Annotated in this window: 29 protein-coding genes and 2 pseudogenes; 4 read left to right on the forward strand and 27 right to left on the reverse strand. The window is 35.8% G+C overall.

Annotated elements, in window-relative coordinates:
* Positions 1-96: 96 nt before the first annotated feature.
* Genes Q0Y61_RS07315 through Q0Y61_RS07335 form a run of 5 tightly spaced genes read right to left on the reverse strand, consistent with a single transcriptional unit; the run spans position 97 to position 3,695 of the window.
* Positions 97-999, reverse strand: coding sequence for an ATP-binding cassette domain-containing protein (locus tag Q0Y61_RS07315; RefSeq protein ID WP_297813696.1), 903 nt, complete (start codon positions 997-999; stop codon positions 97-99).
* A complete protein-coding gene (modB, locus tag Q0Y61_RS07320) occupies positions 996-1,640 on the reverse strand; it encodes a molybdate ABC transporter permease subunit (RefSeq protein ID WP_297813783.1) in 645 nt (214 codons plus the stop codon). Before modB ends, Q0Y61_RS07315 begins: the two co-directional genes overlap by 4 nt.
* A gap of 53 nt (positions 1,641-1,693) precedes the next feature.
* Positions 1,694-2,143 (reverse strand): molybdate ABC transporter, encoded by a 450-nt coding sequence (locus tag Q0Y61_RS07325; protein WP_297813699.1) that lies wholly within the window; start codon positions 2,141-2,143, stop codon positions 1,694-1,696.
* Positions 2,124-2,885 carry a molybdate ABC transporter substrate-binding protein gene (modA, locus tag Q0Y61_RS07330; RefSeq protein ID WP_297813702.1) on the reverse strand — a complete coding sequence of 254 codons (762 nt, stop codon included), beginning with the start codon at positions 2,883-2,885 and terminating at the stop codon, positions 2,124-2,126. Before modA ends, Q0Y61_RS07325 begins: the two co-directional genes overlap by 20 nt.
* 9 nt (positions 2,886-2,894) lie before the next feature.
* Entirely contained in the window at positions 2,895-3,695 is an 801-nt protein-coding gene (locus tag Q0Y61_RS07335) for a TOBE domain-containing protein (RefSeq protein ID WP_297813705.1), read from the reverse strand.
* Between the two features lie 157 nt (positions 3,696-3,852).
* Here Q0Y61_RS07335 and Q0Y61_RS07340 point away from each other — a divergent pair, with 157 nt between their 5' ends.
* From Q0Y61_RS07340 to leuB, 3 genes are read left to right on the forward strand one after another with little or no spacing between them, the layout of a single operon-like run.
* Positions 3,853-4,068: a hypothetical protein gene (locus Q0Y61_RS07340; RefSeq protein ID WP_297813708.1), complete on the forward strand. Its 216-nt coding sequence runs from the start codon at positions 3,853-3,855 to the stop codon at positions 4,066-4,068.
* 10 nt (positions 4,069-4,078) lie between these two features.
* A complete protein-coding gene (locus Q0Y61_RS07345) occupies positions 4,079-4,567 on the forward strand; it encodes a 3-isopropylmalate dehydratase small subunit (protein WP_297813711.1) in 489 nt (162 codons plus the stop codon).
* A gap of 17 nt (positions 4,568-4,584) precedes the next feature.
* On the forward strand, positions 4,585-5,646 hold the full coding sequence (gene leuB / locus Q0Y61_RS07350) for a 3-isopropylmalate dehydrogenase (protein ID WP_297813714.1): 1,062 nt from the start codon (positions 4,585-4,587) through the stop codon (positions 5,644-5,646).
* Positions 5,647-5,683: 37 nt separating this feature from the next.
* On the opposite strand, the gene Q0Y61_RS07355 is transcribed toward leuB, so the two are convergent.
* The 20 genes from Q0Y61_RS07355 to Q0Y61_RS07450 all read right to left on the reverse strand — a co-directional run bounded on the left by Q0Y61_RS07355 (position 5,684) and on the right by Q0Y61_RS07450 (position 23,449).
* Positions 5,684-6,844: a sugar transporter gene (locus Q0Y61_RS07355; RefSeq protein WP_297813717.1), complete on the reverse strand. Its 1,161-nt coding sequence runs from the start codon at positions 6,842-6,844 to the stop codon at positions 5,684-5,686.
* Between the two features lie 94 nt (positions 6,845-6,938).
* Positions 6,939-7,427, reverse strand: a complete 489-nt coding sequence (locus Q0Y61_RS07360) for a hypothetical protein (protein WP_297813720.1) — start codon at positions 7,425-7,427, stop codon at positions 6,939-6,941.
* On the reverse strand, positions 7,427-8,011 hold the full coding sequence (locus tag Q0Y61_RS07365) for a TPM domain-containing protein (protein WP_297813723.1): 585 nt from the start codon (positions 8,009-8,011) through the stop codon (positions 7,427-7,429). Before Q0Y61_RS07365 ends, Q0Y61_RS07360 begins: the two co-directional genes overlap by 1 nt.
* A 131-nt stretch (positions 8,012-8,142) precedes the next feature.
* Positions 8,143-8,346: a DUF4006 family protein gene (locus Q0Y61_RS07370; RefSeq protein ID WP_297813727.1), complete on the reverse strand. Its 204-nt coding sequence runs from the start codon at positions 8,344-8,346 to the stop codon at positions 8,143-8,145.
* 12 nt (positions 8,347-8,358) lie between these two features.
* The gene (locus tag Q0Y61_RS07375) at positions 8,359-9,240 is read right to left on the reverse strand and encodes a c-type cytochrome (protein WP_297813730.1); all 882 of its coding nucleotides are present in this window, start codon (positions 9,238-9,240) and stop codon (positions 8,359-8,361) included.
* Positions 9,241-9,459, reverse strand: a complete 219-nt coding sequence (locus Q0Y61_RS07380; RefSeq protein ID WP_297813733.1) for a cytochrome c oxidase, cbb3-type, CcoQ subunit — start codon at positions 9,457-9,459, stop codon at positions 9,241-9,243.
* A 2-nt stretch (positions 9,460-9,461) separates the two neighbouring features.
* Entirely contained in the window at positions 9,462-10,145 is a 684-nt protein-coding gene (ccoO, locus tag Q0Y61_RS07385) for a cytochrome-c oxidase, cbb3-type subunit II (protein WP_297813737.1), read from the reverse strand.
* 12 nt (positions 10,146-10,157) lie between these two features.
* Positions 10,158-11,624, reverse strand: a complete 1,467-nt coding sequence (ccoN, locus tag Q0Y61_RS07390) for a cytochrome-c oxidase, cbb3-type subunit I (protein ID WP_297813740.1) — start codon at positions 11,622-11,624, stop codon at positions 10,158-10,160.
* Between the two features lie 217 nt (positions 11,625-11,841).
* Entirely contained in the window at positions 11,842-12,783 is a 942-nt protein-coding gene (locus Q0Y61_RS07395; RefSeq protein ID WP_297813743.1) for a KpsF/GutQ family sugar-phosphate isomerase, read from the reverse strand.
* Between the two features lie 9 nt (positions 12,784-12,792).
* Complete coding sequence (locus tag Q0Y61_RS07400) at positions 12,793-14,094, reverse strand: Na+/H+ antiporter NhaC family protein (RefSeq protein WP_297813746.1); 1,302 nt, start codon at positions 14,092-14,094, stop codon at positions 12,793-12,795.
* A gap of 74 nt (positions 14,095-14,168) precedes the next feature.
* On the reverse strand, positions 14,169-14,957 hold the full coding sequence (locus Q0Y61_RS07405; protein ID WP_297813749.1) for an ARMT1-like domain-containing protein: 789 nt from the start codon (positions 14,955-14,957) through the stop codon (positions 14,169-14,171).
* Between the two features lie 292 nt (positions 14,958-15,249).
* The gene (locus Q0Y61_RS07410) at positions 15,250-15,795 is read right to left on the reverse strand and encodes a DUF3972 domain-containing protein (protein ID WP_297813752.1); all 546 of its coding nucleotides are present in this window, start codon (positions 15,793-15,795) and stop codon (positions 15,250-15,252) included.
* Between the two features lie 8 nt (positions 15,796-15,803).
* Positions 15,804-16,298, reverse strand: coding sequence for a 5-(carboxyamino)imidazole ribonucleotide mutase (purE, locus tag Q0Y61_RS07415; protein WP_297813755.1), 495 nt, complete (start codon positions 16,296-16,298; stop codon positions 15,804-15,806).
* 9 nt (positions 16,299-16,307) lie between these two features.
* On the reverse strand, positions 16,308-16,493 hold the full coding sequence (locus Q0Y61_RS07420; RefSeq protein WP_297813758.1) for a hypothetical protein: 186 nt from the start codon (positions 16,491-16,493) through the stop codon (positions 16,308-16,310).
* 1 nt (position 16,494) lies between these two features.
* Positions 16,495-17,829 (reverse strand): hemolysin family protein, encoded by a 1,335-nt coding sequence (locus Q0Y61_RS07425; protein ID WP_297813761.1) that lies wholly within the window; start codon positions 17,827-17,829, stop codon positions 16,495-16,497.
* A 179-nt stretch (positions 17,830-18,008) separates the two neighbouring features.
* Positions 18,009-19,001 (reverse strand): YihY/virulence factor BrkB family protein, encoded by a 993-nt coding sequence (locus Q0Y61_RS07430; protein WP_297813764.1) that lies wholly within the window; start codon positions 18,999-19,001, stop codon positions 18,009-18,011.
* Positions 18,982-19,821 carry a biotin synthase gene (locus Q0Y61_RS07435; protein ID WP_297813768.1) on the reverse strand — a complete coding sequence of 280 codons (840 nt, stop codon included), beginning with the start codon at positions 19,819-19,821 and terminating at the stop codon, positions 18,982-18,984. The genes Q0Y61_RS07430 and Q0Y61_RS07435 overlap by 20 nt, the downstream gene beginning before the upstream one ends.
* Positions 19,814-20,224, reverse strand: a complete 411-nt coding sequence (locus tag Q0Y61_RS07440) for a pyridoxamine 5'-phosphate oxidase family protein (RefSeq protein ID WP_297813771.1) — start codon at positions 20,222-20,224, stop codon at positions 19,814-19,816. Before Q0Y61_RS07440 ends, Q0Y61_RS07435 begins: the two co-directional genes overlap by 8 nt.
* Complete coding sequence (gene topA / locus Q0Y61_RS07445; protein WP_297813774.1) at positions 20,221-22,470, reverse strand: type I DNA topoisomerase; 2,250 nt, start codon at positions 22,468-22,470, stop codon at positions 20,221-20,223. Before topA ends, Q0Y61_RS07440 begins: the two co-directional genes overlap by 4 nt.
* Positions 22,471-22,606: 136 nt before the next feature.
* Positions 22,607-23,449 carry a 3'(2'),5'-bisphosphate nucleotidase CysQ gene (locus Q0Y61_RS07450; protein WP_297813777.1) on the reverse strand — a complete coding sequence of 281 codons (843 nt, stop codon included), beginning with the start codon at positions 23,447-23,449 and terminating at the stop codon, positions 22,607-22,609.
* 142 nt (positions 23,450-23,591) lie between these two features.
* Between Q0Y61_RS07450 and Q0Y61_RS07455 the strand changes: the two are divergent.
* Positions 23,592-24,746: pseudogene (locus Q0Y61_RS07455) on the forward strand (glycosyltransferase); the annotation flags it as partial.
* Positions 24,747-24,883: 137 nt separating this feature from the next.
* Here the strand turns inward: Q0Y61_RS07455 and Q0Y61_RS07460 are convergent.
* Both Q0Y61_RS07460 and Q0Y61_RS07465 read right to left on the reverse strand, forming a co-directional pair.
* Positions 24,884-25,486, reverse strand: coding sequence for a glycosyltransferase (locus tag Q0Y61_RS07460; RefSeq protein WP_297813780.1), 603 nt, complete (start codon positions 25,484-25,486; stop codon positions 24,884-24,886).
* Positions 25,487-25,498: 12 nt separating this feature from the next.
* Positions 25,499-26,009, reverse strand: a pseudogene (locus Q0Y61_RS07465) (hypothetical protein); the annotation flags it as partial.

Genomic DNA, 26,009 nt, shown 5'->3' on the forward strand with positions numbered 1-26,009 from the left:
TAAGGGGGAATTATAGCAAATAATTGGAGGGGCAAGAGGTTAATTTAGGGGGATTCTTTTATATCTCTTTATAGATATAACCGGAATCAACAATATCTAAGAGAGATGAGAGGGATTTGTGTAAGATTCTATTTTAACAAACACAGGATTCCACGCTTTAGAAGAAATCACAATCCAATCGCCCTTGTGCAAATCCTCCACTTCATTTCTATTGGAAGTAATTTGGACGATTTCATTCCCCACAAGCACACTCACAACACAAATTAAACCATTATCTTTTATGTCTAAAACTAATCCACTTTGTCGGAATTTCCCGCTTGGCAAACCATTTAAAAATACTTCATTAGGGCTTCCTTGTTTATCAATTTTTCCAAAATCCAAATGCACGACAAAATTTGAAAGAGAAAAGACTTCGCTAAAACTATGACTTACTAAAAAAGTTGTAAGCTTAAAATGCCGATGAATGCGTAATAATTCTTCTTGTAATTTATGCGACATTGCAGAATCCAATGCAGAAAAAGGCTCATCAAGCAATAGGATTTCCGGACTTCTTACCAATGCACGCGCTAACGCTACACGTTGTTGTTGTCCTCCACTTAATAAATTTGGCTTTAGTTTGCGCAAAGCACCTAATTCTGTGATTTCCAGTAACGATTCTACACGCATTTTATCTGCATTCTTGGGTAAGGCAAAAAACAGATTCTCCTCTACATTCATATTGGGAAAAAGTGCATAATCCTGAAAAACAAATCCAATTGGACGCTTTTGAGGTGGTAGATTAATGTTTGCACTAGAATCATACCAAGTTACACCTTTTACCTGAATTTTTCCACAATCTGGCTGACTTAATCCAGCCAAAATTCGTAAAATCGTAGTTTTCCCTGCTCCACTTTTACCAAAAAGCGCAATCAAATCTTGAGATTTTAACTTGCAACAAACTTCCAAAGTCAAATTACCTTGTGTGCTATGCAAATGTTTTTTAAAATCCAATATTATCATTTTAAGTTCTTTTTATTTAGATAGAAAGTAAGAAGCAAAATAGAAAAAGTAAGGATAAAAAGCGTCAAAGCATATTGGTGTGCTAATACATAATTAAGAGACTCTACTTCATCATAAATCGCAATACTTGCCACACGCGTTTGTCCTTGGATATTGCCCCCAATCATCATCACAACTCCAAACTCACCAATCGTATGGGCAAAGGTTACAACTACGCCCACAAGCACAGAGCGTGAAATATTTGGCAATAATACAAAATAAAGGATACTCAAACGACTTTTTCCAAGGGTTAAAGCAGCTTCAAAAAGTGATTTTGGTAAAGTAACAAAACCTGCTTGAATAGGATTAACCATAAAAGGAAGCGAAAATATCACTGAACCCACAATCAAACCCTCAAAACTAAAGACAAGTTTAAGATTAAAAGTTTCTAATAGAAATTTTCCCAAAATACTTTGAGGGCTAAAGGCAATCAAAAGATAAAATCCTAGCACACTAGGGGGTAAGACAAGTGGCATAGAAACAATCGCTTCTAAAATCGGTGCGATTCTACTATGTGTAAAAGCTAGAAAATAACCTAATGGAATTGCAAGGAGCAACAAGATAAAAGTCGTAATAGAGGCAATTTCAAAGGTTAAAAACATTGTCTCAAAAAAATTACTAAAATTTTCCACTTTCTACTCTTTTATTTGGAAATTTAAGATTGCAAATTTTTATTATCCAAAAAGAGCATAATTTCACTCTCTGGAATATGCCAGAGAATAGAATCTCCGACATTTAACCCATTATTTTTTATAAAATCTAAAGCACAAAGTGCATTTATTACACCCTTTTCCGCATATTTAAACTCTAGTATCAATCTTGCAAAAAGATTATCTTTGTCTATTTTTAAGATTTTGGATTCAAAGGCATTACACACCCCCTCTAATTTTGTCGCTACTACAATATTACTCTCTTTGAATCCTAATTGCAAAGTCTGATGCAATAAATGAGTAGCAAAAGCAGAATCCTCTAGCAATAAAACAGAAATTTGATTTTGCTTGACTTCAGAATTCAAATCTAAAACTCTCACAAAAAGGCGTAAAATGCCTTTTTGCTCTACAAAATATTCTAAGATTCCATTGAGTTTATTCAACGTTATAACCAAACTTTAAAAATATTTCTTTTGCTTTATCACTTAAAATATAGACTTTAAAATCCTTTGCAAGATTGGAATTTTTACCATAATTTGGAATTATCAATGCTTGATTAATGGGCTTATAAAGATTCTCATCAATACTTACAAAACTCATTTCTTTTGTATTAATTCCTCCCTCTCCAAGCATTGAAAGTGCCGTGAAGCCAACTTCTGCATTTTTGGATTCCACATAAGTTGTCGCCACACCAATACTTTCCCCTGTTACAAATTTAGATTCTATCAACTTTAGCATTTTTGTAGCCTCCAATGCCTCCACAGAAGCTCTACCATAAGGCGCGACTTTTGGATTTGGAATAGAAATATGCGTAATTTTTGGATTCAAAATATCTTTAAATTCTTGAAGTTTAAAATCTGCGTTGTTACTCCAAAGCACTAATTTTCCCTTAGCATAAATTTCCTCTTTAACAGGAGCAAGATTCTCTTCATAAAGTTTCGCAGGGTAACTCACATCAGCAGCAACAAACAAATGAATCGGTGCACCATTTTTAATCTGCGCATAAGCTTTACCACTTGAAATATAAGAAATTTCAATTTTATCTTGTGGTTTATCTTGCAAAAAATTATTTTTAATTTCCTCTAAAACATATTTAAGTGAAGCTGCACCTAACACTTTAATTTCCTCTGCTTGTGCATTGACAAACGACATTGCTCCACAGATTCCAGCAACGAAAAATTTAGATAGAAATTTCATTTTTCCTCCCTAAATTCCTAAAATTACATTATTAGATTTAAATCCAAACCAAACTTTTTGCCCTACTTTTAGCCTAAGATTCTTATTGGATTCCTCTGTAATGATTGCGTTAAACTTCACACCCTCACTTTCCATCTCTATTTCACAATTTACCACTCCTTGATGGATTGCTTTTATCTCTCCACCAATGCAATTTCGCAAGGAAATGCCTTTGGGTTGCTCTGCAAACACGACAATCCAATTTGCTTTTACTAAAGCATAAGCTTGTATGCCGACTTTTAAACCCAATTCTTTTAAAGAATGGAGGGTAATAGTGCTAATAATTTCTAGGTTTTGCTTCACTTTAAGCGCAACTTCTGCATTTACCTTGCCCTCTGTAATTTTCACAATTTCACCAAATAGCTGATTTCTTGCACTTGTTTGAATCATAAATCTCCTTTTAGCACTCTCATTCCATTTGGAATAATCCATAACGGAATCCCACGTATTTAAATTATCCTCAAAGAGAGCGAAAAGTTCCTCTTGAATCTGCTCTAAATTGCGAAAGATTCTAATAGCCTCTAAACCTTTTTGTGTAATTTGTGTGCCGCCCCCACCTTTACCGCCTGTTATGCGCACAACTAAGGGTTCGTTAGTAAGCCTATTCATTAAATCAATACTATCCCAAGCCGCTTTATAACTCATTTTCATCTCTTTTGCCGCTTTAGAAATAGAACCACTTTTTGCAATGCGTTCTAATAATTCTACTTTGCCGTGTCCTAAGAAGTTTTTATCTTGCTCCTTAATCCAAAACCTCCCTTGCACTCGCACTTTTTGCCTCCAAAATTTGATTCTAACTTAAAAATTTTTAAATGAAATTAGCAAATTATATTTTAATATATAACGATTGTCAAGCAAAAAATTTTATTTTATTTTTGGCTGTATTTTAGTTATAATTCAGCGATTTTTTTAAGTGTAGGGAATAGCAATGACCATTATTAACCAAGAATCACGTGAAGTTTTAGTAGAAGATGTCAAGGTCTCATCAGAAAATCTATTTTTAAGCATTGAACATATTTTGCTCTCTAATGAGATAGAAGCACAACCTATTTCTTTTCTCAAAGTGCCAGATTCTTGTAAAAAAATCCTCTTGAGCAAGGATTGGTATTGGAATGGCGCAAAACTCGTAATCCAAAAAAACTGAAAGGATAAAAATGAAAGGCAAAGTGTGGAAATTTGGCGATAATATTGATACGGATTTGATTATTGCAGCAAGGTATTTAAATACAAGTGATAAGGCGGTTTTAGCCTCACATTTAATGGAAGATGCCCGTGTAGGATTCGTTAATGAGATTAACAAAGGTGATATTATTGTAGCAGGTGAAAATTTCGGTTGTGGCTCAAGTAGGGAACACGCACCTGTGGCAATCAAAGGAGCGGGTATCAGTGCAGTAATTGCCAAGAGTTATGCAAGAATTTTCTATCGCAACGCTTTTAATACCGGTTTGCCTATTTTAGAAATTGAACAAGTAGAGACCATCAATGAGGGAGATACATTAGAAATAGATTTGCAATCTGGAATCATTAAGAATCTTACTCAAAATTGCACCTATAAATTTGCTCCGATTCCACCTTTCATGCTAGAATTGTTAAAGAGTGGTGGATTAATTTCGTATGCTAAAGCACAAAATATAACCAAATAATTTATGAAAGGTAAAGAATGAAAACCTATAAGATTGCCATTATCAAAGGAGATGGAATCGGACCAGAAATTGTTAATGAAGCAATGAAAGTATTAAAAGTGGTAGCACAAAAATTTAACTTTACACTTGGATTTGAAGACTTCTTAATGGGTGGAATTGCTTATGATTTGACTCAAAATCCTCTACCTGATGAGACAATTGCAGGTTGCTTAGCTTCCGATGCGACACTTTTTGGTGCAATTGGTGGCGAGAAATGGGATAATTTACCGCGAGAACTCAGACCAGAAAGCGGACTTTTGCGCTTAAGAAAAAGTTTAGAAGTCTTTGCAAACTTTCGCCCTGCAAAAGTTTACAATGAACTCCTTGAAGCAAGCACTCTAAAACCAGAAGTTGTGCAAGGAGTAGACATACTTGTTGTGCGTGAGCTAATTGGTGGAATCTATTTTGGCACTCCAAAAGGACGCGACAAGAATCGTGGTTTTAATACAATGGTATATAGTGTAGAAGAAGTAACACGTATAGCCCACATAGCTTTCAAGGCAGCACAAAAACGAAACAAAAAAGTCTGTTCCGTAGATAAAGCCAATGTGTTAGATGTGAGCCAACTATGGCGCGAAGTCGTAAATGAAGTTGCAAAGGAATATCCTGATGTGGTATTAAGTCATATGTATGTGGATAATGCAGCAATGCAACTTATCCGCAATCCCAAGCAATTTGATGTGATTCTAACAGGAAATCTATTTGGGGATATTCTAAGCGATGAAGCAAGTATGCTAAGTGGTTCTATTGGATTGCTCCCCTCTGCTTCTATTGGTGGAAAAACCGCCATTTATGAACCAATACACGGAAGCGCACCCGATATTGCAGGTCTTGGAATCGCAAATCCTATCGCAACCATTGCAAGTGCCGCAATGATGCTTCGCTATTCTTTGGGCGAACAAGAAGCCGCAAATGCAATAGAAAATGCGATTGAGGAAATATTAAAAGAGGGTTACCGCACAAAAGATATTGCAAATTTTGGCGCTAAAGAAATTTGCTCTTGTGAGCGTATGGGTAGTGTGATTGCAGAACATATTTAAAGATTAAATTGGAAATGTTCATTAATCTTTTTATAAATTACTTTAAAAACCAGCCTTTGTAATAAATACAAATGCAAAATGCCACTATCGCCCCAATATAACTAATATTTGCAATTCCCAAAGTTTGGATAATGATTCCTCCAATTAATGCTCCACTTCCGATTCCAACATTATAAATTCCAGAAAACATTGACATCGCCACAGAGGTGCCTATTGGAACAAGTTCTAACACTTTAGCCTGAAAAGTGAGATTAAATATTGTGATACATAACCCCCAAAATACGCAAATCAACACTGCACTACTTATCCCTAGTTTTGCCCCTGCTAAACTTGCAAGCACAATAAAAACCCCAAAAATTGCAAAATTTAAAAACGATAGCTGATGTTTGTCATAATATTTAGAAAACAAAAAACTTCCCAAGAAACCGACTAATCCGAATATAATTAATATTATCGTAACAGCATTTTCTCCAAGATTGACATATTGTTTTAAAAAGGGTTCAATATAGCTATATACAATAAAATGCGCACTCACAAGACAAAGCGTGATTCCATACACTCCAAGTAATTTTGGTGTTTTGAGTAATTTTGGCAAACTCCTTGGAGAAACTGCTCCTCCACTTGGTATTTTTGGCAAACTTTTAAATAAAATCAAAAGAAGTAAAAATGCTACGATTCCAATTACTAAAAAACTGATTCGCCAGCCTAAATGCAAACCAATCACTCTCCCTAAAGGTAACCCGGCTATTAGCGCAATACTTGTCCCTGTTGCAATACAACTAAGTGCTATACTCTCTTTACCTTTAGGGGCAATACGAACAGCCATTGGCGTAGCGATAGACCAAAATAACGCGTGAGCACAGGCAACTCCAAGACGAGACAACATTAGAGTCCAATATCCACTTGCCAATGCAGAAGCAATATGACTGACGATAAAAAGCGCAACTACCAAAAGTAAAAGCTTTTTCATCTCAAAACGAGAACAAGCTAACATTAAGGGCAAAGAAGTCAATGCTACGACCCACGCATAGATACTAATCAAAAATCCAGTCTCTGCCTCATTAATGCCAAAATCGTTTGCAATTAAACTTAAAAGACCTATTGGCACAAACTCTGAAGTATTAAAGATAAAGGCACTAAGACTAATAGCAACAACTGCCAACCAAATCCGCCAATTAAAATTAGCTGTATTCTCCATTGAATATCTCACAATATTTTCAAAAATAAGAGCATAAATAACTTTCTACACTCATCAAGTAGATAAAATGAAAATTATAAACTTTAATCGTTTATTAGTTGTTTTGGATAAAATACTCTTGTGTAATACAGATGGAAACCTCACCTACTTCTACTAAAGCCTCACCCTGATAGCGTCCTGACTTCTGCACTTCAAAACTTTTACTCTGCCATAAGCCCTCTACTAGCTCACCTTCTCCTAGAATTTGGTCTTCTTTGGTTGTATTTGGACGCGTGAGAAAAAAGCGGACTTTAGCGTCTGTCTCTATTTTTCCACTCGTCTTATCACTTAAACGCACGAAAATTTGACGAAAACTCTTTATATCTTGTTGCAATGCCCCTTCAAAAGCAATATGATACTTTTTTAAAAATGCTTCACGCATTTTGGTAATCTCATTAATATTTTCATCAATTTCTTGTGAATTACGTTGGCACATATTTTGTAATTCCACAGGGTTAGTGATTGCAATCTTAATAGTTAAGACAATAAGCCCTACTACCACCATTGCAAGCAAAAAGATTCCAAAAGGCCAGTAATTCTTCATTACTTACTTCTCCTTAAATACACAAAGATAAAAAGTAAAAGTAAAATAAACAACATTGCATAGAGTGCTGTGCGCACAGCAATTTGAACACCTTTATTTTGCTTTGGGAAACTATGCTCTAGCGTTACTTCCTTTGCACTGGCAATCCTATCAGCAATATCTACAAATCCATTCAACAAAAACGCGGATATATTTTGTTGTGTTAGCTCTTTATCGGACTTTGGAATTAAAGGCACAATATAGTCCCAATAGACAGCTTTCTTATCAAATAGTCTTTCAGCCTCTGAACTTGTGATGATATTTATTTTCTTTTGTTTGCGCACAAAAAAAAGAACGACAAAAGGCTGTCTTAGATTATTCAGATATTCCTGTTCTCTCTCCTCAAGACTTATTTCCCCTAAATCCTCAAGAGCGATAACATACATTGATACACCTGTTTTTTCAAAAACTTCGTTTGATAAAATCTCCATAAAATCTGTCGTTTTATTAATGAGCTGATTTTGATTTTCTAGCACATAGGTTTTACTAAAAGCAAATGAGCAAAAAAATAGGGAAAGAATCCCTATTTTAAGCATTTTTAACATTCATTAACCAACATAAAGAAGCATATTGGGAATGAAAGCGACTGCAATAGATGCAACAATTACCACAATATGAGCTATAAAAAGAATTTTTTCTAATCCACTATATTTAACCATTATTTCACTCCTTAATCCTACTTCTTTATTTCTTTATAATGTTGAGCATTATCTGCACTTTTCATTTGCAAAGTATTAGCATTCTCAATCATATAAGGATTATTTGCTTGCGCACTTTGAGTTACTACCGCTGCATAGCCTAAGCAGAAAACAATGGCAAGCAATAAAACAACTGCTACGATATAGCCCAAAAGCCCATTAACTCCAAATAAACCATTCATACTCAAACCTCCTTAGTTTTTCTCTGAATAGATAAAATGTGCCAAAGCTTCTTTTTGCTTATCAGTTAGCATTTGAGTTTTGAACGTTGGCATAATACCGATATGTCCTTTTTTACCTTTTTCAAGAACTTCAGCCACAAATGCGGGTGTCCCATATTTAGTCAAATCTGGTGCCATACCACCCATACCTGCACCATCTTCTCCATGGCAAGCATTACAAGTTGCAGCAGCATAAAGTTCTTTGCCTTTAGCAACTAACTCTGGATATTTTGTATTTTTAACTTCAGAAATCTCTGCCATTACATAGGCTGCAACAGCCTTTTGAGATTCTTCACTCTCTAACACACCTGGTGCAACTTCACTAATTGGTAACATATCCCCAAGCATATAGCCCAAGCCTTTGCTACCCTCTTTAATTGTTGCAATAATACCTTCTTCTCTACCCCACTCTGCAAGATTTGCTGCTACTCCATTCATACCTTCAGTGGTAATTCCATGACATTGCGAACATTGAACCAAAAACAAATTTTGTCCCATTTTAGTCAAGGTTTGCGCATCAATATCCTGCCATTGTGCTTCAAATTTAGTATTATAGGCTTTCACTTCTTCGTTATACTCCCCAATTTGTGAATAAGTATTAAGAGGATAACCTACAAACCAATACCATAGACCCCAAATCAACAATACAAGGTAAGTAGCACCCCACCCGATTGGAATATCATTTTTAAATTCTTTAATACCATCCCAATCTTCACTTGATAATTCACCTTCTGCCTTGCTATCTTTCATCTTTTTGATGTAACCACCGACAATGAAAATAGTCAAAGCTAAAATTGCTACGGCGCCAAGCAATCCAAGTTGATTTACGCTGTCACCTAAGTTAAACCATTCCATTTAGCTCTCCTTCTTTTCGTCTTTATTGTTTCGTCTTTCTACTAAAGTATCATTCAAATCATCATCTAATGCCAATCTTGCATATTTTTCATAATCAATTTTTCCGCTTCTTTGGCTTTTATAAAGATGATAAATATACCCATATAATAAAACAACTAATAAAATTGTAATAAACCAATAGGCATAACCTTGAATGATTCTTATAGTTTCATATTCCACGATTAGTTAGCCCTTCTTTTTTGTCCTAAACTATTTAAATAAGCAATCAGTGCCACAATTTGCTTAATTTCGCCTCTATCAAGTGCAGCTTTTATCTCTGGATCTTTCATATCTTCTGCTAGAATTTTTGCCTCTGCTAGAATTTCTGCTTTCGCTGCTTCTAAATTACCTAATTTAGGATTGTTTTCCGTATCGTAAGGCATAGAAAAAACAACTTTTTGAGTATAAGCTTCCGCATAAGCAGTATCCACATCTACATTTTTAGTGTATAAATGCTTATATGCTGGCATAATAGAACCAGGAACAACTGCAATTGGATCTAACATATGCTCTTCGTGCCAATCTGTGGTTCGGACATCACCTACACGATGTAAATCAGGTCCTGTTCGCTTAGAACCCCATAAAAATGGTCTATCATAAGCATATTCGCCACTCAAGCTATAGGCACCATAGCGGTCTGTTTCCGCTTTGAATGGACGGATTAATTGTGAATGGCACGCATTACAGCTCTCACTTATATAAATTTGACGCCCTGCTGTTTCTAAAAGCGTATAAGGTTTAAGATTCTCTGTTGGGCGCGAAGCCTTAGCAAAATCTGGTAAAATCTCAACCAATCCCGCAATTGAAAATACCAATAAAAAGACTACCGTAAAGAAAAACGGATTTTTTTCCAACCAATGAAACATCACAAGCCTCCTTTACGCTGCCATTGGAGTCGCATACTTAGGTTCATTTTCAAGTTCGCGACTTGCAACTATGGTCATAATAATATTATAAACAAAAATAATAAAACCTACAAAATACAATATTCCACCGATTGCTCTAATAGTGAAATATGGCATCAACACCGTTACAGTATCAATGAATGAATAGGCTAAACTTCCAAACTCATCTGTTGCTCTCCACATCATTCCTTGTGTAATTCCAGCAATCCACATACTAGAGAAATAGAGAATAATCGCAACGGTTTGCACCCAAAACTGAATATCCATTAATTTTTTAGAGTAAATTTCACGCTTAAATAGTCTTGGTGTCATATGATAACAAGCTGCAATAATTGTAAATGAAACCCAACCTAATGCTGCGTCATGCACGTGTCCAATAATCCAATCTGTAAAGTGAGCTAAAGCATTGACAGATTTAATGGATTGGATTGGTCCCTCCAAAGTTGTTAGCATATACCAAGTAGAAGCTAAAAGCAAAAATTTAATCAATGGAGATTCTTTAAGTTGATGCCATTGCCCTTTCATAGTTAATAGCATATTGACCGCTGTTCCCCAAGATGGCAAAATCAAGACAACGGAAAAAATTGAACCCATTGTTTGCATCCAATCTGGAACAGTAGAATAAATAAGGTGATGGCTTCCAGCCCAAATATAAACAAACATTAATCCCCAAAATGAAAATAAAGTTAATTTATAAGAGAAAATTGGTTGTCCTGATTCTTTTGGTAAAAAATAATAAATGACACCAATAATTCCTGAAGTAAAAACAAATGCAACCGCATTGTGTCCAAACCACCATTGCACCATTGCATCATTTGTCCCTGCATAGAGAGAAATAGAATGCCAAATAGAACCTACACCAGAAACTAAATAAGTTGGAATTGAAAGGTTATTGAAAATATAAAGTGCAGAAATTGCTACAAATGTCGCGATGAAATACCACAAACTAATATAAATGGTTTGTTCGCGTCTAACACCCATTGAACCAAAGAGACTAACGCCCCATAACACCCAAACAACAACAACCAACAAATCTAAGGGCCACACAAGTTCAGAATATTCTTTTGACTGGGTCATACCAGCAAACAAACTCACAACTGCTAATGCCATTAGCACGATATAAATCCAAAAATGTAAATGACCAATCACTTTTAAAAATGGATGTTCATTATAAGAAATTTTCAGAACTCTTTGCCCTAAATAATACCAAGCTGCCCAAATACCGCTTAATGTAAATCCATAAATGATTCCATTTGTGTGTAAAGGTCGTAATCGTCCGAATGTTCCGAACTCACCAGCTAAATAATTAAGGTCTGGAAACGCCATTTGACAAGCAATTACAACACCCAACAACAATCCAACAATACCAAATGCGATCGTTGCAAAAAGAAATAGTTTTGCAATGGAGTAATCATACTCTAACGCAGGATTTGATTGCATATTTGCTCCTTCCTCTAAGATTTCCCTCAATGTTTATAGAGAATTTTGCATTTTATAAAATAAAGCATAATTACAAGCTTAAAATTAACAACAAATGGTAAATGAAGCGAAAAATAATGTTTCTTTTTATCAAAGATTAAAGTTTTTTTAATAGAAATGATTAAAAGAGTGGAATTTTAAGATTCCAAAATATATTTGAGGTAAAGCTCAAAATAACTTAAATTCTGCCAATCCCATAGAGCTGCACAATCCCCACAATCTTCCCTTCATCTTGGACAATCAATTCTTTGATTTTATACTCTAACATCAGAGATTCTGCTTCTGTTGCCATCGCATTACTTGCAATCGTTTTGGGATTCTTAGTCATAATCTCACAAGCTTGAACATTAAATTTCTCTGCCCCCAAAGCTCTGCGCAAATCCCCATCAGTAATAATTCCCAATAATTTATCATTTTCTATTACGATACACATACCAAGTTTTTTAGAAGTCATTTCGGCAATTAATTCTTTAAAGGTTGTGTTTGACGTAACAAGTGGTAAATTTTCATCAATCATAATATCTTTAACGCGTGTAAGCAACTTACGTCCTAAACTACCGCCGGGGTGAAATAATGCAAAATCTTCTGGCTTAAAATCTCTTGCACACATTAAAGCCACTGCAATAGCATCTCCCATTGCAAGTGTAGCAGTGGTAGAGCTGGTGGGTGCAAGCTGCAATGGACAAGCTTCTTCTGCAACACTAACATTTAAAAAATAATCCCCCTCTCTTGCAAGTGTGGAATTTGCTTTTCCACTTACCGCAATCAAAGGAATTTTGCGCATCTTAATAGAAGGGATTAGACGCAAAATCTCTTCACTTTCGCCAGAATTTGAAATTGCCAATAATGCATCCTCGTGTGTGAGCATACCCAAATCCCCGTGTAGCGCTTCAGCAGGGTGCATAAAGAAGCTAGGAGTTCCAGTGCTAGCCAAAGTTGCTGCAATCTTTGCTCCAATATGCCCAGATTTTCCCATTCCACTGATCACTAAACGCCCTTTAAGATTCAAGATTTTAGTAATGACTGCATTAAAATCTGTGCCAACAAAAGATTTTAACCCTAAAATCGCTTGAGATTCTAAATCAAAAACTTCTTTAGCTATCTTTGTGAAATCTTGCATTTCTCTCCTTTATAATAAAATTGCGCCTATGGTTCCACCAATAATGAGTGAAGTATTATACATTAAAAAAGTCGGCACACAAGTATCCCAAATATGATTGTGCTGCTTATCTGCATTCAAACCAGCAGTTGGTCCCAATGTGCTATCACTTGCAGGACTTCCCGCATCACCTAATGCACCCGCGACTCCAACTAACAAAATAATCGCGGCGGGTGAAAATCCAAGCTCCAATCCAAGCGGACAATAAATAGCTGCGATAATTGGAATCGTGCCAAAAGAAGTTCCAATGCCCATTGTGATTAATAATCCAACAAGCAACATCATCAATGCCCCACCAAATTTCCCTCCAGCAAGTGTAGCGACATCATTCACAAGTGATAAAATTGCGCCTGTTTCTTTTAAAACCGCACCAAACCCTGCTGCGACCAACATCACAAAGGCAATAAAAGCCATCATCTTAAAGCCCTCTTCCATTACCTCATCTATTTCTCCCCATTTGATTCCGCCAAGTAATACCATTATTATAATTCCACATAGCCCACCCAAAGGCAATGAACCCAACCAGAGTTGCACGACAAAAGCTACGATTGCTCCAAACAAAACTGCGAAATCACTTCGTTGCATTTTAGGGTTTTCTAATATTTCCATAGACTCTTCATCAAGATAAGTGTTTTGGTATTCTCTAGGCTTACGATAAAATACAAAAATAGCAAACAACAAACCAACTAGCATACTCAATCCGCCAATCCACATTACATTTGAAACATCTGTTAGACTAACATTGACACCATTTTGATTTAATTGGTCGCGCAAAATTGTATGGAAAATCAATCCAAATCCCACACTAAAACTAACATAAGGGGCTTTTAATCCAAAAGTAAGTGCGCAAGCTACCGCACGTCTATCAATTTTTAAACGATTCATTAAGGGCAACAAAGGCGGAATCAAAATTGGAATAAAAGCAATATGCACAGGAATGAGATTCTGTGAGAAACAAGCAAAAAAAGCGATAGAGAGGCAAAACATCAAACGCCGATTCTGCACAAAATTTGCAATATAGTAAATAAGAATCAAAGTCAAATTTGTGCGGGCAATCGCACTGGCAAGTGCGCCAAGCAAGATATAACTCAATGCTGTTTCAAGATTCCCTGCCATACCAGAAATCAGTAAATTAATACTTTTTTCTACACCAATCCCTCCCAAAACACCTGCCACTAAAGCAGAAATAAGAATCGCTAAAAGCACATTCAGTCGTGCCAAACACAATACACCCATCACAAGAATAGACACGACAACAGGATTTGTCAGCATTCATAACCTTTAAACAAAAATCAAGGTAACATTCTACTTAAAGAGACTTAAAATTAACAAGAGATTCTTTATAATTATAAAATCTTATGCAAGCTTGGATTGACAAACACAAAGTCTCCCAAATTCTTTTGCAAATAATTTTTCACTACATTACACTTGATTTTAAAAAGAAAAAAGACTCTTCTATCTTGCTTTGCTAAATTTTCCATAGATTCAAAATTCCCCATACCTTTTGCTAAGATTAAATCCGCTTCTTTATAAATAGTTTTGGCGTTTATACAAGCAAGAGATTCTATGAAGCCCGGACTCATCACACCGCTATCTATTACTTCCACAAGATTAAAAATGTTAGAATCAGTCTTTTTTAAATCCCTCAAAGTAATATCATTAATGATTTCTGCCCCTCTGACAAAATAAAAAATCTCTAAAGCAGGATAAAGCACTCTAAGCGCATAAAGTAAAATTTCATCGAATTCATTTTCTCCCGCATTATCTGCTATCATCGTCAGCTTTTTTGCAGATTTTAGTGCATACATAAAGGATTCCAAATCAAAAAACGCAAAAGGAGATTCCAAAATCTTTCGCGCTTGCTCCTCTAAATCAAAATGTGTTTGCGCTCCATAATCTAACACATTTCCTAACACACAAATCCGAATTGCAAACTCCAAAATCTCTTTCGTGCTAGTTTGGTTTATCACCTTTTTTTGCAGAGATTCTAAAAATCTCTGTTTATAAAGCCTAGCTTTTTGAATACTTGCAATCTTGATTGCACCATAAGGCTCGGAATTATTTAATGCATTACAAATTTTATCATATACAAGAACCGCTAATAGAGTGGGCGGAATCTCAAAATCACCCTGCAAACAAATAGTATATTTGTTATTAAAAAAAATTTTAATAAAGTTTGTAGTTTTAATTTATCTTTAAAGGTTAGCTTTTGATTGCTCTTATCTAAATCTCTATCTTTGGAGATTTGCCCTGTAAAATCCTCTAAAAGATTAAAGATTTCTTTTACTGCTCCACACGCTCTCTGCTCTACTTGACTACAATCGTGAATTTCTAAACATTGAATCTTTGCAGTAAATTGAGCTTGTTTAAGTAAGCATTCTAAGCATTCATATGTTAAATTAATCGGAAATCCTTAATTTAAGATTCTTAGATTTTAGTGGAATCTTGCCCAACTTGTGATGTGTCTTTTTGTTCTTCGCTATTTTCTTTAGCTTTTGCATCAATCGCTTTACCCCACATTAAGCGGTATTTACGTTTTAAAAAGTCAATTTCTTCTTGTGCAGTGCGTAATTGTTCTCGCAGAATCGCAATTGTTTTTTTATCATCTTCATAAACTTCTTGCGTGTTAAAAAGCGCGTCTTTTAAAAATTGATTTTCATTTTTCACACTTGAGATGGTTTCTTCTTTAGAACTAACAACCTTTTCGTGCAAACTTAAAATCGTGCCAATCGTTTTTTCTACAAACTCACTATCTACTGCGGTATTGACTGCGGTATCTCCTTGCACCATTACAGCACCACCACTTGTTATACCATTTTTAACCAAAGCTTGTGTGCCACTTCCTGCATCAATATAGAATTGCCCATTTTCTTGTTTGCTTTTTAATGTTCCATTTGCGACCATTTCTAGCACTTTTTCTTTTTCTAATTGTGCAAGCTTTACAAATTCATCTATTATGACCCAAGTTTCCATTATCCGCCTTATAAAATCACTTCAATATCACTAGAATCCAATTCCACATTTTTGGCTTTCATTACGCGATCTTCTTTCAGTTTTCCGCCTAATTCCGCATCATTTAATGCTAGAATCTGCATCGCAAGATAAGCGCTATTTACTGCACCCGTCTTACCCAAAGCTACAGTGGCAACAGGCATACCAGAAGGCATTTGCACGGTGGAAAGTAACGCATCAAGCCCCTCTAAAGCACCACCTTTGAGTGGCACACCAATCACTGGTCTTGTTGTCATAGACGCCACAGCACCTGCTAAATGTGCTGCCATACCTGCTGCTGCAATAAATACCTTTGCACCCTTTTGTTCTGCACTTTTTACATATTCTTTCGTGCGATTTGGACTACGATGTGCTGAACTTATGATAACCTCATAAGCAACATCAAATTTTTTAAGAACTTTAATACATTCACTCATTACTTCATAATCACTCTTACTTCCCATTAAAATTGCTATAAACTCCATATTTCTCCTTTACAACGCCGAGAGAGATAAACCAAGCCCAATCAAGAATCCACCCACTAGAGTAAATAAAAATAAATAAAAGAATAAATAAATAAAGGTTGGTAGCAGCACAAGCCACCAAGACCATTGAATCTTATCTGCAAGCTTTAATCCAATAAATAAAAGCTGCAAAAGCATCAAAAACCAACCAAGCACATTATTCCTTATTATTACTATCTAAACTAAAAGGTTTTTTTGTAGCTTTTAAGCGCACAATTCTAGCTCCTTGTGTCGCTAAAACTTCATAACTACAATATTCATCGCTGATAATATCCCCCACTACTGGCATACGCTCTAATAGATTAAAGACATAACCTCCAATCGTTACTTGCTCGGTATCTTCTTCAAATTCAATCCCTAAAACATCTGCCACCCGCTCTAAGTCTAACATACCATCAAAAGAATAAGAATCCTCGTCAATTTTGTGATAATCCTCACTTTTCTTATCGTGTTCATCGCTAATATCACCAATGACTTCTTCTAAAATATCTTCCATTGTAAGCAATCCTGCAGTTCCACCATATTCATCTACCACAAGTGCAGTGTGGATTTGCCTGCGATTCATTTGAATTAAAATATTTGAAATAGACGCGCTCTCTGGCACGATAATCATCTCTCTAATTAAACTTTCCAACTCTTTTGGAGGATTCTTACTTAACATTGTTTCAAGCAAGTCTCGCAAATGCACCATACCGATAATATTGTCTTTTCCCTCTTTACAATAAGGATACCGCGTGTGTTTTGTAGAGGTTACAATTTTCATATTTTCTTCATAAGTATTATCATCATATAAACAAATCATATCTTTTCTAGGCGTCATAACCTCTTTTGCCATTGTGTCAGAAAAACTTACCGCATTTTGGATAATCTCATTTTCAATCGTGTCTAAATAACCACCTCTCAAGCTTTCACCCACAATAATCTTGAGTTCCTCTTCTGAATGCGCACTCTCTTCTCCTTCGCTTGCAGGTTTAATTCCCATTTGACGCAAAGAAAATACAGCCAAATAATCAAAAATACGAATGAGAGGAAAGAAAAGAATCCAAAACATATGCAAAGGCTTCGCGACAAATAACACGGCTTTTTCAGATTTAGCAATCGCAACGGATTTTGGGATTAATTCGCCTGCAACTACGTGCAAAAGTGTAATAAAACTAAATGCAACAATAAAACTCACAGAATGTAATAACACGGGATTTTCACCTATGAAATATTTAAAAGGCTTTTCAAGCAAACGTGCAATTGCTGGTTCTCCAACCCAACCTAAGCCCAAAGATGAAAGCGTAATACCAAGTTGCGTTGCAGACAGATAAGAATCTAATTTACCCGTGATTTTAAGCGCTAGTTTTGCACTTGGCACTTCACGTTTTACTAACTCCTCTAAGCGAGAACGGCGGATTTTGACGATTGCAAATTCAGAAAGCACAAAGAAACCATTTAGCATTACTAAAAATAATGCAAAAATAGACAAGAGAAACGACTCGGTGTCCAAAAAATCTCCTTTAAAAATAAAAAAATTTTATAATTTTAGCATAATTTCCTAATTGGTATTTAAAATTTTAGATTTTTTGCTCTAGATTGGAATCTCGCAAGGGTAAGGCGGTGAGCTTTTGTCATTGTGAGGCGGAGCATTAGTAACAACGAAGTAATCTATAATTTAGAATCTCGCCTTTAAGTTTGCGATTCTAGCTCCTGGATAAACATCTCATCAATCCCGCGGCTAAGACTCATTCCAAACAGCAGAATTGCCCACGAAAGATACACCCAAATAAATAAAAAAAGTAGAATACTCAAAGAACCATAAAGCGTCAAATACGCTTTGTTATAAAATACATAATACACGAAGCCCCATTTACAAATGGACCATAAAAGTGCAGTAATCAAAGAACTTATAAGAGTATTTTTGTTGCTAATTTTAGTGTTTGCTGAAATTTTAAAAAGCATAAAAAATACTACCCACACCACAAAATAAGGTGTAAGCTGGAATAACCAAGTAATATAAGTGCTATATCCTAACTCTTGTAAATACGCATAGGCTTTGGCACTTAAATAAATAGAAAACAAAATCCCTAGAGGAAAAAGCGTCATACAAGTCCAATACACAGAAATAGAATCCCAAAAACCACGAACTTTAGAATGAAAAATTTTTCCTGCAATATCTTGATAATTTTTAAAAAACAAAATAGAAGTAACAAACGCATAGATAAACCCCATTCCGCCAAGTTTTGTAGAGTTTTGTAAAAAACTATCCATATAACTTAAAAAAATATCCGAATGCGTGGGGATAAAATTTGTGATAATGAGATTTTTAAAACTCTCTAAATTTTCTTTAAATTCCGGCATTGCAGCAACAAGAGAAAACATAATCAAAAGCATAGGCAAAAGCGCAAAAATTGTATAAAAACTAAGGCTTGAAGCAAAATAAAGTAAATCCCCTTTTAAAAACACATACAAATAGCGCACAAGCAACCATATTTTTATGCAAATGCCTTTAATTAAATCTGCACTAAATAAGTTTTGAAACTGAAAAAATCCTTTTTTGTGAGTTGTTTGATAACCTTGATTAGAATCCTTGAAACCTATTGGTTGTATATTTTGACTTTGTGGTAAGGATTCTAACTTCTGTGTTTGATTATTTTGCATACTATTCACAACTTGTTGCAATACTATATCCATAGGACTTAATGCGTTCTACTTCTTCTTTGGGAGTGTTACCTTTAGTCGTCAGATAATCCCCTAGCACCACTGCATTAATTCCACATTCAAAAAGTGCTTTTTGATTCTCTCCAAACACACGCTCTCTTCCTCCTGCAATCATTAATCGTGCATTAGGTAAATATTCCCGCGCCAACTTCACACACTCTAATGCTTCTTGTTGGCTTAGAATTTCTTGACCAAGGGGCAAAGCAGAATTGGGAATAAAAAAATTAATAGGCGTGCTATGAGGCTTTAGAATCTGCAAGGCGTGAAGTAAATCCATTCTATCTTGCCAACTCTCTCCCAATCCAAAAATGCCACCACTACATAGCCCAAGTCCTACTTTCAAAGTGTTTTCACAAGTTTGAAATCGCTCCTTAAAGTGATGGGTTGTACAAATATTTGGGAAAAAGTTTTGACTTGTCTCTAAATTATGATTATAACTTGCAATCCCTGCATTTTTAAGCTCTACTAGAGATTCCACACTTGCAATTCCATTACAACCAATCAAATGCAAATGCAACCCCTCTTTAGTAATTGCTTGAGCAGCTTCTGCAATATATTCTGTCCGCTTAGAATCCAAATGAGACCCACTTGTAACAAGACAAAACCCTAACGCACCATTTGCACTTGCCCTCCTTGCTTCCTCTAAAATTTGAGAAATTGGCTTGTATTTATACTTGTCAATCTCTGCATTATACTTCGCACTTTGGGTGCAATATGCGCAATCCTCTGGACAACTTCCACTAGAAACATTACAAATTGTGCATAAGAAAATTTCATTCATTCTCTTCCTTTATGACTTCCTCACGCCCACTAAAACTTTGAATTTTCACACTAGGATTCTTAAAATAAAAGACTGCAAAATCTGGATTTTCTGGACTTTTGTATATTTCTTGAACTATGGGGTATTTTTTAAACATTGCCTTTTTGACTTCCATATCCTCTACAAACACGGCTCTAGCACGGATTCTAATCCAAGTATCTTTAGAATCAAATGCACTAAGTTCCACATTTGCAAAATTTTGTATATGCTTATAGATTCCTTTCTTTTTGGAAGTGCAAGAATAAAGCCTACCTTCATAGAACAAAGGGGATTGCAACGGACGCACACGTGGATTACCGCAAGTGCCTTTGGTTGCCAAAAATCCTACATTATTGTCTAAAAAATCTAAAATCTCTTGTGTCATTTTCTCTCCTTATAATTTATATCGTCTATTCTCTCTTTACATTCGGGATTAGAACATTCCAAAATCGGCTTATTCCTAAATGTCCTACACATAAGCAAGGAATCGCATTTGGGACATTTTTGATTAATCGGAGGAAATTTAGCAATAAAGTCGCATTTGGGGTGATTCCCACAGCTATAAAACTTCCCATAACGTCCATTGCGTTCCAAAATCTCTCCACCACATTTAGGGCATTGGACATTCTCTAGCTTTTGTGGTGCAGATTTTTGTGCGGGATTAAGAGATTTGGTATTTTTACATTCTGGATAACCACTACAAGCTAAAAACTCGCCATTTTTACCGCGTTTTTTTACCATCACCTTTCCACATTTTTCACATACACCAAAGATTTCTAACTCTTCACTAGAAACATTGGCTTCTTTTTGGATATATTTGCATTTTGGATAGCCACTACAACCCACAAACTCTCCATACCGACTATTCCTCCGCACAAGTTCCTTGCCACAAAGCGGACAAGATTCTCCTGTGGGAATTGCAATCTTTTGGCTTTGAATATTTGTTTTACCCTCACTAATTTTTTGAATAAAGGGCTGATAAAAATCCCATAACAATTGTTGCCAATCTTGCTTGGATTCTGCAATCTTATCTAGTTTTTCTTCTAAATTTGCTGTAAATTTAGAATCTACAATTTCATTGAAATGTTGCTCTAGTAGTTCTATTACCTTAAAGGCAACTTCTTGAGGTTTGATTTGCTTTTTTTCAACTACAATATAATCTCGTGAAGTGAGTAAGGAAATTGTCGGTGCATAGGTGCTTGGACGCCCAATACCTAAAGATTCTAAAGTTTTAATTAAACTTGCTTCAGAGAATCTTGCTGGAGGTTCAGTCTTGTGCTTACTTGCTTTGCAACTTTCAAGATTCATCACACTGCCCACTTCAAGCAATGGAAGCAATTTATCTTTATCTTCATTACCTAATACTCGGTAAAATCCATCAAATACGAGCTTACGCCCACTGACTTTTAAAAGTGCATTTTCACTCACAATCCATAGGTTTTGCGATTCAAACTCTGCATCATTCATTTGAGAAGCAAAGAATCGCTTATAAATTAAAGTATAAAGCTTTAATTCATCACCTTTTAAATATTTTGCTGCAATCTGTGGAGTGAAATCCATCAGTGTAGGACGAATTGCTTCGTGTGCTTCTTGCGCACCTTTTGCTTTAGTAGCATAGATTTTTGGTTTTTGTGGCACATACTCCTTACCATAAGTTTTAGCAATAACTTTACGAGCCTCCTCTTGTGCAACTTTAGCAATACTTAAACTATCCGTTCTCATATAAGTGATAACCCCCATAGAGCCTTTGTGCGTCATCACACCTTCATAGAGCCTTTGTGCGCTCTGCATTGTGCGTGAGGGAGAAAAGCCGAGCATAGAATTTGCACTTTGTTGCAAAGTAGAAGTCATAAAGGGTGGAAGAGTGGAGGTTTTGCGCTGTTTATTTTCAATTTTTTGAATACGAAAATTGGATTTTTTTAAAGATTGAACGATATTATCCGCTTCCTTTTGTGATTGCAAACTAAGTTTTTCAATTTTCTTACCCTCAAACTCTACTAACTCTGCTTCAATCCCATTTTCCTTTTTATCCAAAGCACCAAAAATGCTATCAATGCTATAATAAGTAATGGGCTTGAAATTTAGAATCTCTTTTTCTCTATCTACGATAATCTTAAGCGCACTACTTTGCACTCTCCCTGCACTCAAGCCTCGCTGGACTTTAGAAGCAATCAAAGGGCTTAAACGATACCCCACGATTCTATCTAACAATCGTCTAGCTTGTTGGGCATTTACTTTGTCCATATCAATAAGACGCGGATTTTTCAAAGAATCTTCAATCGCCTTTTGTGTGATTTCGTGGAACACGATTCTAGGTAATTTTTGCGGATTTTTATCAATGGCAGTGGCAATATGATAGCCAATCGCTTCTCCTTCTCTATCGTCATCGGTTGCGATATAAATCTCTTGTGCATCTTTTGCTAATTGCTTCAATTTATCAACGATTTTTTTATGGGATTCATCAATTTTATATTCTGGAATAAAAGTTTGATTTTCTATTTTGATACCAAAAGTGTGCTTGGGTAAATCACGAATATGCCCTTTAGACGCTATTACCTCGTATTCATCGCCTAGAATTGCATTAATCGTTCGCTCTTTTGTTGGTGATTCTACAATGATTAAACTTTTCAAAACTTTACCTTAAATTTTATAATTTCAATTTTTCTAATCATACAAAAATTTACACCAAAATTTCAAGATTCTTTTTAATCTTTTATTCAGCATTGTAAAGTAGCAAATATCGCACTCCAAGCACTATTCTTGTCCATTAGCCATTGATGAAATCCCTATAAATCGCCCCTCCCACTTGCGACTTTGCAAAAGCTAGAAAATAGGGATTCCTCACACTTGGCTTATTATACTGCAAAGGTTTCTTACTCTCACAATCTAATATCACACCGCCTGCTTCTTCTAGCACAATGTCTGATGCTGCGCTATCCCATTCGCTCGTGCCATTCAAGCGCGGATAAATATCTGCCTTACCCTCTGCAAGTGCGCAGACTTTAAGCGATGAGCCATACTTTTGCACTTTTAAGTGATATTTTGCGATAAAATCTTGCGTTTCTTTCGTGCTATGGAAAAGCGAATCGCAAGCGATAATCTGCTCCTCTTTTGCAATTCTCTCTCCGCTTAACCTTTGTTTGTTTTGCTCTAGCCAAGCAGGATTTAGAGTTTTAGAATCTAGTGCGTCTTTTAGCGTTTGAGGTGTATAAGTAAAGCTACCAAAGCCTTTCAATGCAGAATAAAGCTGATAAAATGCAGGAGCATACACGACCCCCAAAATCGGGCGATTCTTGTGGATTAGGGCAATATTAATCGTGAAACCGCCGTTTTTTGCCAAAAAATCCTTTGTTCCATCAAGCGGGTCAATTAGCCAATAATATTCTAAATCTTTGCGCTCTTCATACTCTAATACCGCTTCTTCAGAGCATATCTTATAAGGAGAATTTTCTTGCAATTCTTGCGTAATAAACGTATTAGATTCTAAATCCGCCTTTGTAAGTGGCGAAGAATCCGACTTTAACGCAAACTCCTCCAAACCATAATATTTTAATACCAACTCTCCTGCTTTGATTGCAATAATGGCACTTTGATAGAGTAATTCTTGCATTGTCATTCCTTTGTATTGTAAGTTTAACTTGTATCAAAATTTGCATTAAACTTAAGATAAAATGGGTGATTCTGACTTTGAAAATAATCAAATGCGATGAAATCTGCTACAATGGCACAACAAAAAACAAGGATAAAAAACAATGGATTTTTCAAAAATCTCTGCCGTGATACTCGTCAAAAATGCACAAGCGACTTTACAAGAATGCCTCCGCTCCATTCAATGCTTTGATGAAATCGTGTTGCTTGATAATCAAAGCAGTGATGATACTTTAAAAATCGCCCTAACTTTTAAGGAATCTTTCCCCAATCTCCACATTCACACAAGCGAATTTATCGGCTTTGGAGCATTAAAAAATCTCGCAATTTCAAAGGCAAAAAACGATTGGATTTTACTCATTGACGCGGACGAGGTTTTGGAGCAAGATTTTTTAGATGAACTTAGAGAAATGCAACTTGCAAAAGAAAATATCCTTGCCCTGCCACGCAAGAATCTTTATAAAGGCGAATGGATTAAGGCTTGCGGTTGGTATCCTGATTATGTTTTGCGCGTCTTTAACAAAACTTTCACGCATTTTAACGATAACGCTGTGCATGAAAGCCTGATTCTAAAGGCAGACGCAAAAGTCATCAAAGTAAAAAAGGGCTTGAAACATTATGCGTATGATAGCATTTATGGCTTATTAGAAAAAATGCAAAGATACTCCAATCTGTGGGCGCAACAGAATCTACACAAAACAACCTCTATGGGTAGTGCTTGTATTCGGAGTGCGTGGAAATTTGTGAGGGATTATTTTTTAAAAAAGGGGTTTTTGTATGGTTACAAAGGCTTTGTGATTAGCCTCTGCAATGCCTTAGGCGTGTTTTTCAAATACGCTAAACTCTATGAACTCACACACAAGATTCCTACTTGTTCTTTGATTATCACGACTTATAATAGCAAGGATTCTTTGCGTTGCGTCTTAGAAAGCGTCAAGAATCTTGATTATCTACCGAGTGAAGTCTTAATCGCCGATGATGGAAGCACAGAGGACACCGCGCAGCTTATCCAATCCTATCAGCCGACTTTTCCCTGCCCACTTTTACACATTTGGCAAACAGACGAGGGATTCCGCTTAAATACCATACGCAATAAGACAATTAGTGTCGCGAGTGGAGAATACATTATCCTCATTGATGGGGATATGGTTTTAGAATCCCATTTTGTTAAAGACCATTTGGATTTTGCAAAGCATAAAGTCCTTTTGCAAGGCTCTAGGATTATCCTAGATAAGCAAATAAGCGAAAAAACGATGAGGGGGGCAGAATGAGAATCTTTCCCAAAGCCTTAAATCCAAACGATGTGCCTTGCTCTCTGGCCTTTGGTAAAAAAGCAAAAGAAAAATTCTCTGAAGAAAAAATAATGCGGCAATAGAATATGCTCTTTTCCACTGTGTCATCCTGTCATTGCGAGGGCAACGTCCGAAGCAATTCGCAATCCAAAAGTCACCCACAAAGATTCCAACAAAATATTTGAGATATGCTTGATTATAGATTGCTTTAGACTAAAGGCTTTGCGATGATAAGCAGTGCATCCATAGAGACATCGCATTATTGGGATTGCAACACTAGTGTTCATAAGGTAGAGGAATTTTTCAACTTCCCTATTCAAAAAAGTGTCCATTTTCAAGCGATAATAAGGTAAATAATTGCTATGTGCCGCGCCACACTTGGGAAATCTCTTAAAATCGCACTCTTGCATAATATGCACTTGGATTGTGCAAGGATAAATTTCAGTCAAGGACTTTTCAAGCCTCTCTAGCTTTTCTCTTGTTTGCTCATTCACAGAATTGCTTAAAATATGAAAAATATAGCCCTCTTGCCTCTCATTCAAGGATTCCGCTTTAAGATTCCTAATTGCGCTATTATCCCCCATATTGGAGGATTGACAAAGTCTTTCAAAACCCTTTGAAGTGTCGGTGTTTTGGACAATACTTGCAATCAAAACCGCAGTGTATGGAATATAGTTTTCATCAGCACTAAAAACGATATGAAACATTCAAAAAAACCTTTAAAATGGAGATTTAAGCAATCTGCTTTTAAGAATCTTTACTCTTTTTCTTTTGATTTTAAGCCCTAAACGATAGAAAAAGCCTTTGTTTATGCTCTTTTGCAAATCCAAATAATGAATTTTTAAGTTGCAAATAATGATTTGAATCATTTTAGAGTGTTGCGGATAAACCGAAGCTAAACCTTGTAATTTATTCGTTGCAAAAAGCAAATCATCGCAACAAATTTTTATTTTTGATACATCTTTTTGCTTGGTTGATGAATTTTCATTATAGCGATAAATATAAAGAAATTCGTTAATGACTTTGATTTTTGAACACAACATCAAATACGAAGTGCTAAATAACACATCTTCTGCTAATGTAATATTTCTTTCAAGATTTCCCAAGTGTAATTGAATATTTTTGAGATATAAATCTTTTTTAAATGCTTTAAGAACCACACTATTAAACATATTTAGGGGGGGGGGGGGGGGGGGGGGGGGGGGGGGGGGGGGGGGGGGGGGGGGGGGG

Source organism: uncultured Helicobacter sp. (genome assembly GCF_947367035.1).
In the GTDB taxonomy this organism is placed as follows: Bacteria; Campylobacterota; Campylobacteria; order Campylobacterales; family Helicobacteraceae; genus Helicobacter_D.

Bases quoted from the DNA above. Each gene is read 5' to 3' on its own strand.
- Q0Y61_RS07355 (WP_297813717.1), bottom strand. From the start codon at position 6,844: ATGGAGAATACAGCTAATTTTAATTGGCGGATTTGGTTGGCAGTTGTT.
- Q0Y61_RS07360 (WP_297813720.1), bottom strand. From the start codon at position 7,427: ATGAAGAATTACTGGCCTTTTGGAATCTTTTTGCTTGCAATGGTGGTA.
- ccoO (WP_297813737.1), bottom strand. From the start codon at position 10,145: ATGTTTCATTGGTTGGAAAAAAATCCGTTTTTCTTTACGGTAGTCTTT.
- Q0Y61_RS07460 (WP_297813780.1), bottom strand. From the start codon at position 25,486: ATGTTTCATATCGTTTTTAGTGCTGATGAAAACTATATTCCATACACT.
- Q0Y61_RS07410 (WP_297813752.1), bottom strand. From the start codon at position 15,795: ATGGAAACTTGGGTCATAATAGATGAATTTGTAAAGCTTGCACAATTA.
- modA (WP_297813702.1), bottom strand. From the start codon at position 2,885: ATGAAATTTCTATCTAAATTTTTCGTTGCTGGAATCTGTGGAGCAATG.
- Q0Y61_RS07440 (WP_297813771.1), bottom strand. From the start codon at position 20,224: ATGACACAAGAGATTTTAGATTTTTTAGACAATAATGTAGGATTTTTG.
- Q0Y61_RS07400 (WP_297813746.1), bottom strand. From the start codon at position 14,094: ATGCTGACAAATCCTGTTGTCGTGTCTATTCTTGTGATGGGTGTATTG.
- purE (WP_297813755.1), bottom strand. From the start codon at position 16,298: ATGGAGTTTATAGCAATTTTAATGGGAAGTAAGAGTGATTATGAAGTA.
- Q0Y61_RS07375 (WP_297813730.1), bottom strand. From the start codon at position 9,240: ATGGAATGGTTTAACTTAGGTGACAGCGTAAATCAACTTGGATTGCTT.
- Q0Y61_RS07365 (WP_297813723.1), bottom strand. From the start codon at position 8,011: ATGTTAAAAATGCTTAAAATAGGGATTCTTTCCCTATTTTTTTGCTCA.
- Q0Y61_RS07450 (WP_297813777.1), bottom strand. From the start codon at position 23,449: ATGCAAGAATTACTCTATCAAAGTGCCATTATTGCAATCAAAGCAGGA.
- leuB (WP_297813714.1), top strand. From the start codon at position 4,585: ATGAAAACCTATAAGATTGCCATTATCAAAGGAGATGGAATCGGACCA.
- Q0Y61_RS07345 (WP_297813711.1), top strand. From the start codon at position 4,079: ATGAAAGGCAAAGTGTGGAAATTTGGCGATAATATTGATACGGATTTG.
- Q0Y61_RS07395 (WP_297813743.1), bottom strand. From the start codon at position 12,783: ATGCAAGATTTCACAAAGATAGCTAAAGAAGTTTTTGATTTAGAATCT.
- ccoN (WP_297813740.1), bottom strand. From the start codon at position 11,624: ATGCAATCAAATCCTGCGTTAGAGTATGATTACTCCATTGCAAAACTA.
- Q0Y61_RS07370 (WP_297813727.1), bottom strand. From the start codon at position 8,346: ATGAATGGTTTATTTGGAGTTAATGGGCTTTTGGGCTATATCGTAGCA.
- modB (WP_297813783.1), bottom strand. From the start codon at position 1,640: ATGTTTTTAACCTTTGAAATTGCCTCTATTACGACTTTTATCTTGTTG.
- Q0Y61_RS07435 (WP_297813768.1), bottom strand. From the start codon at position 19,821: ATGAATGAAATTTTCTTATGCACAATTTGTAATGTTTCTAGTGGAAGT.
- Q0Y61_RS07315 (WP_297813696.1), bottom strand. From the start codon at position 999: ATGATAATATTGGATTTTAAAAAACATTTGCATAGCACACAAGGTAAT.
- Q0Y61_RS07340 (WP_297813708.1), top strand. From the start codon at position 3,853: ATGACCATTATTAACCAAGAATCACGTGAAGTTTTAGTAGAAGATGTC.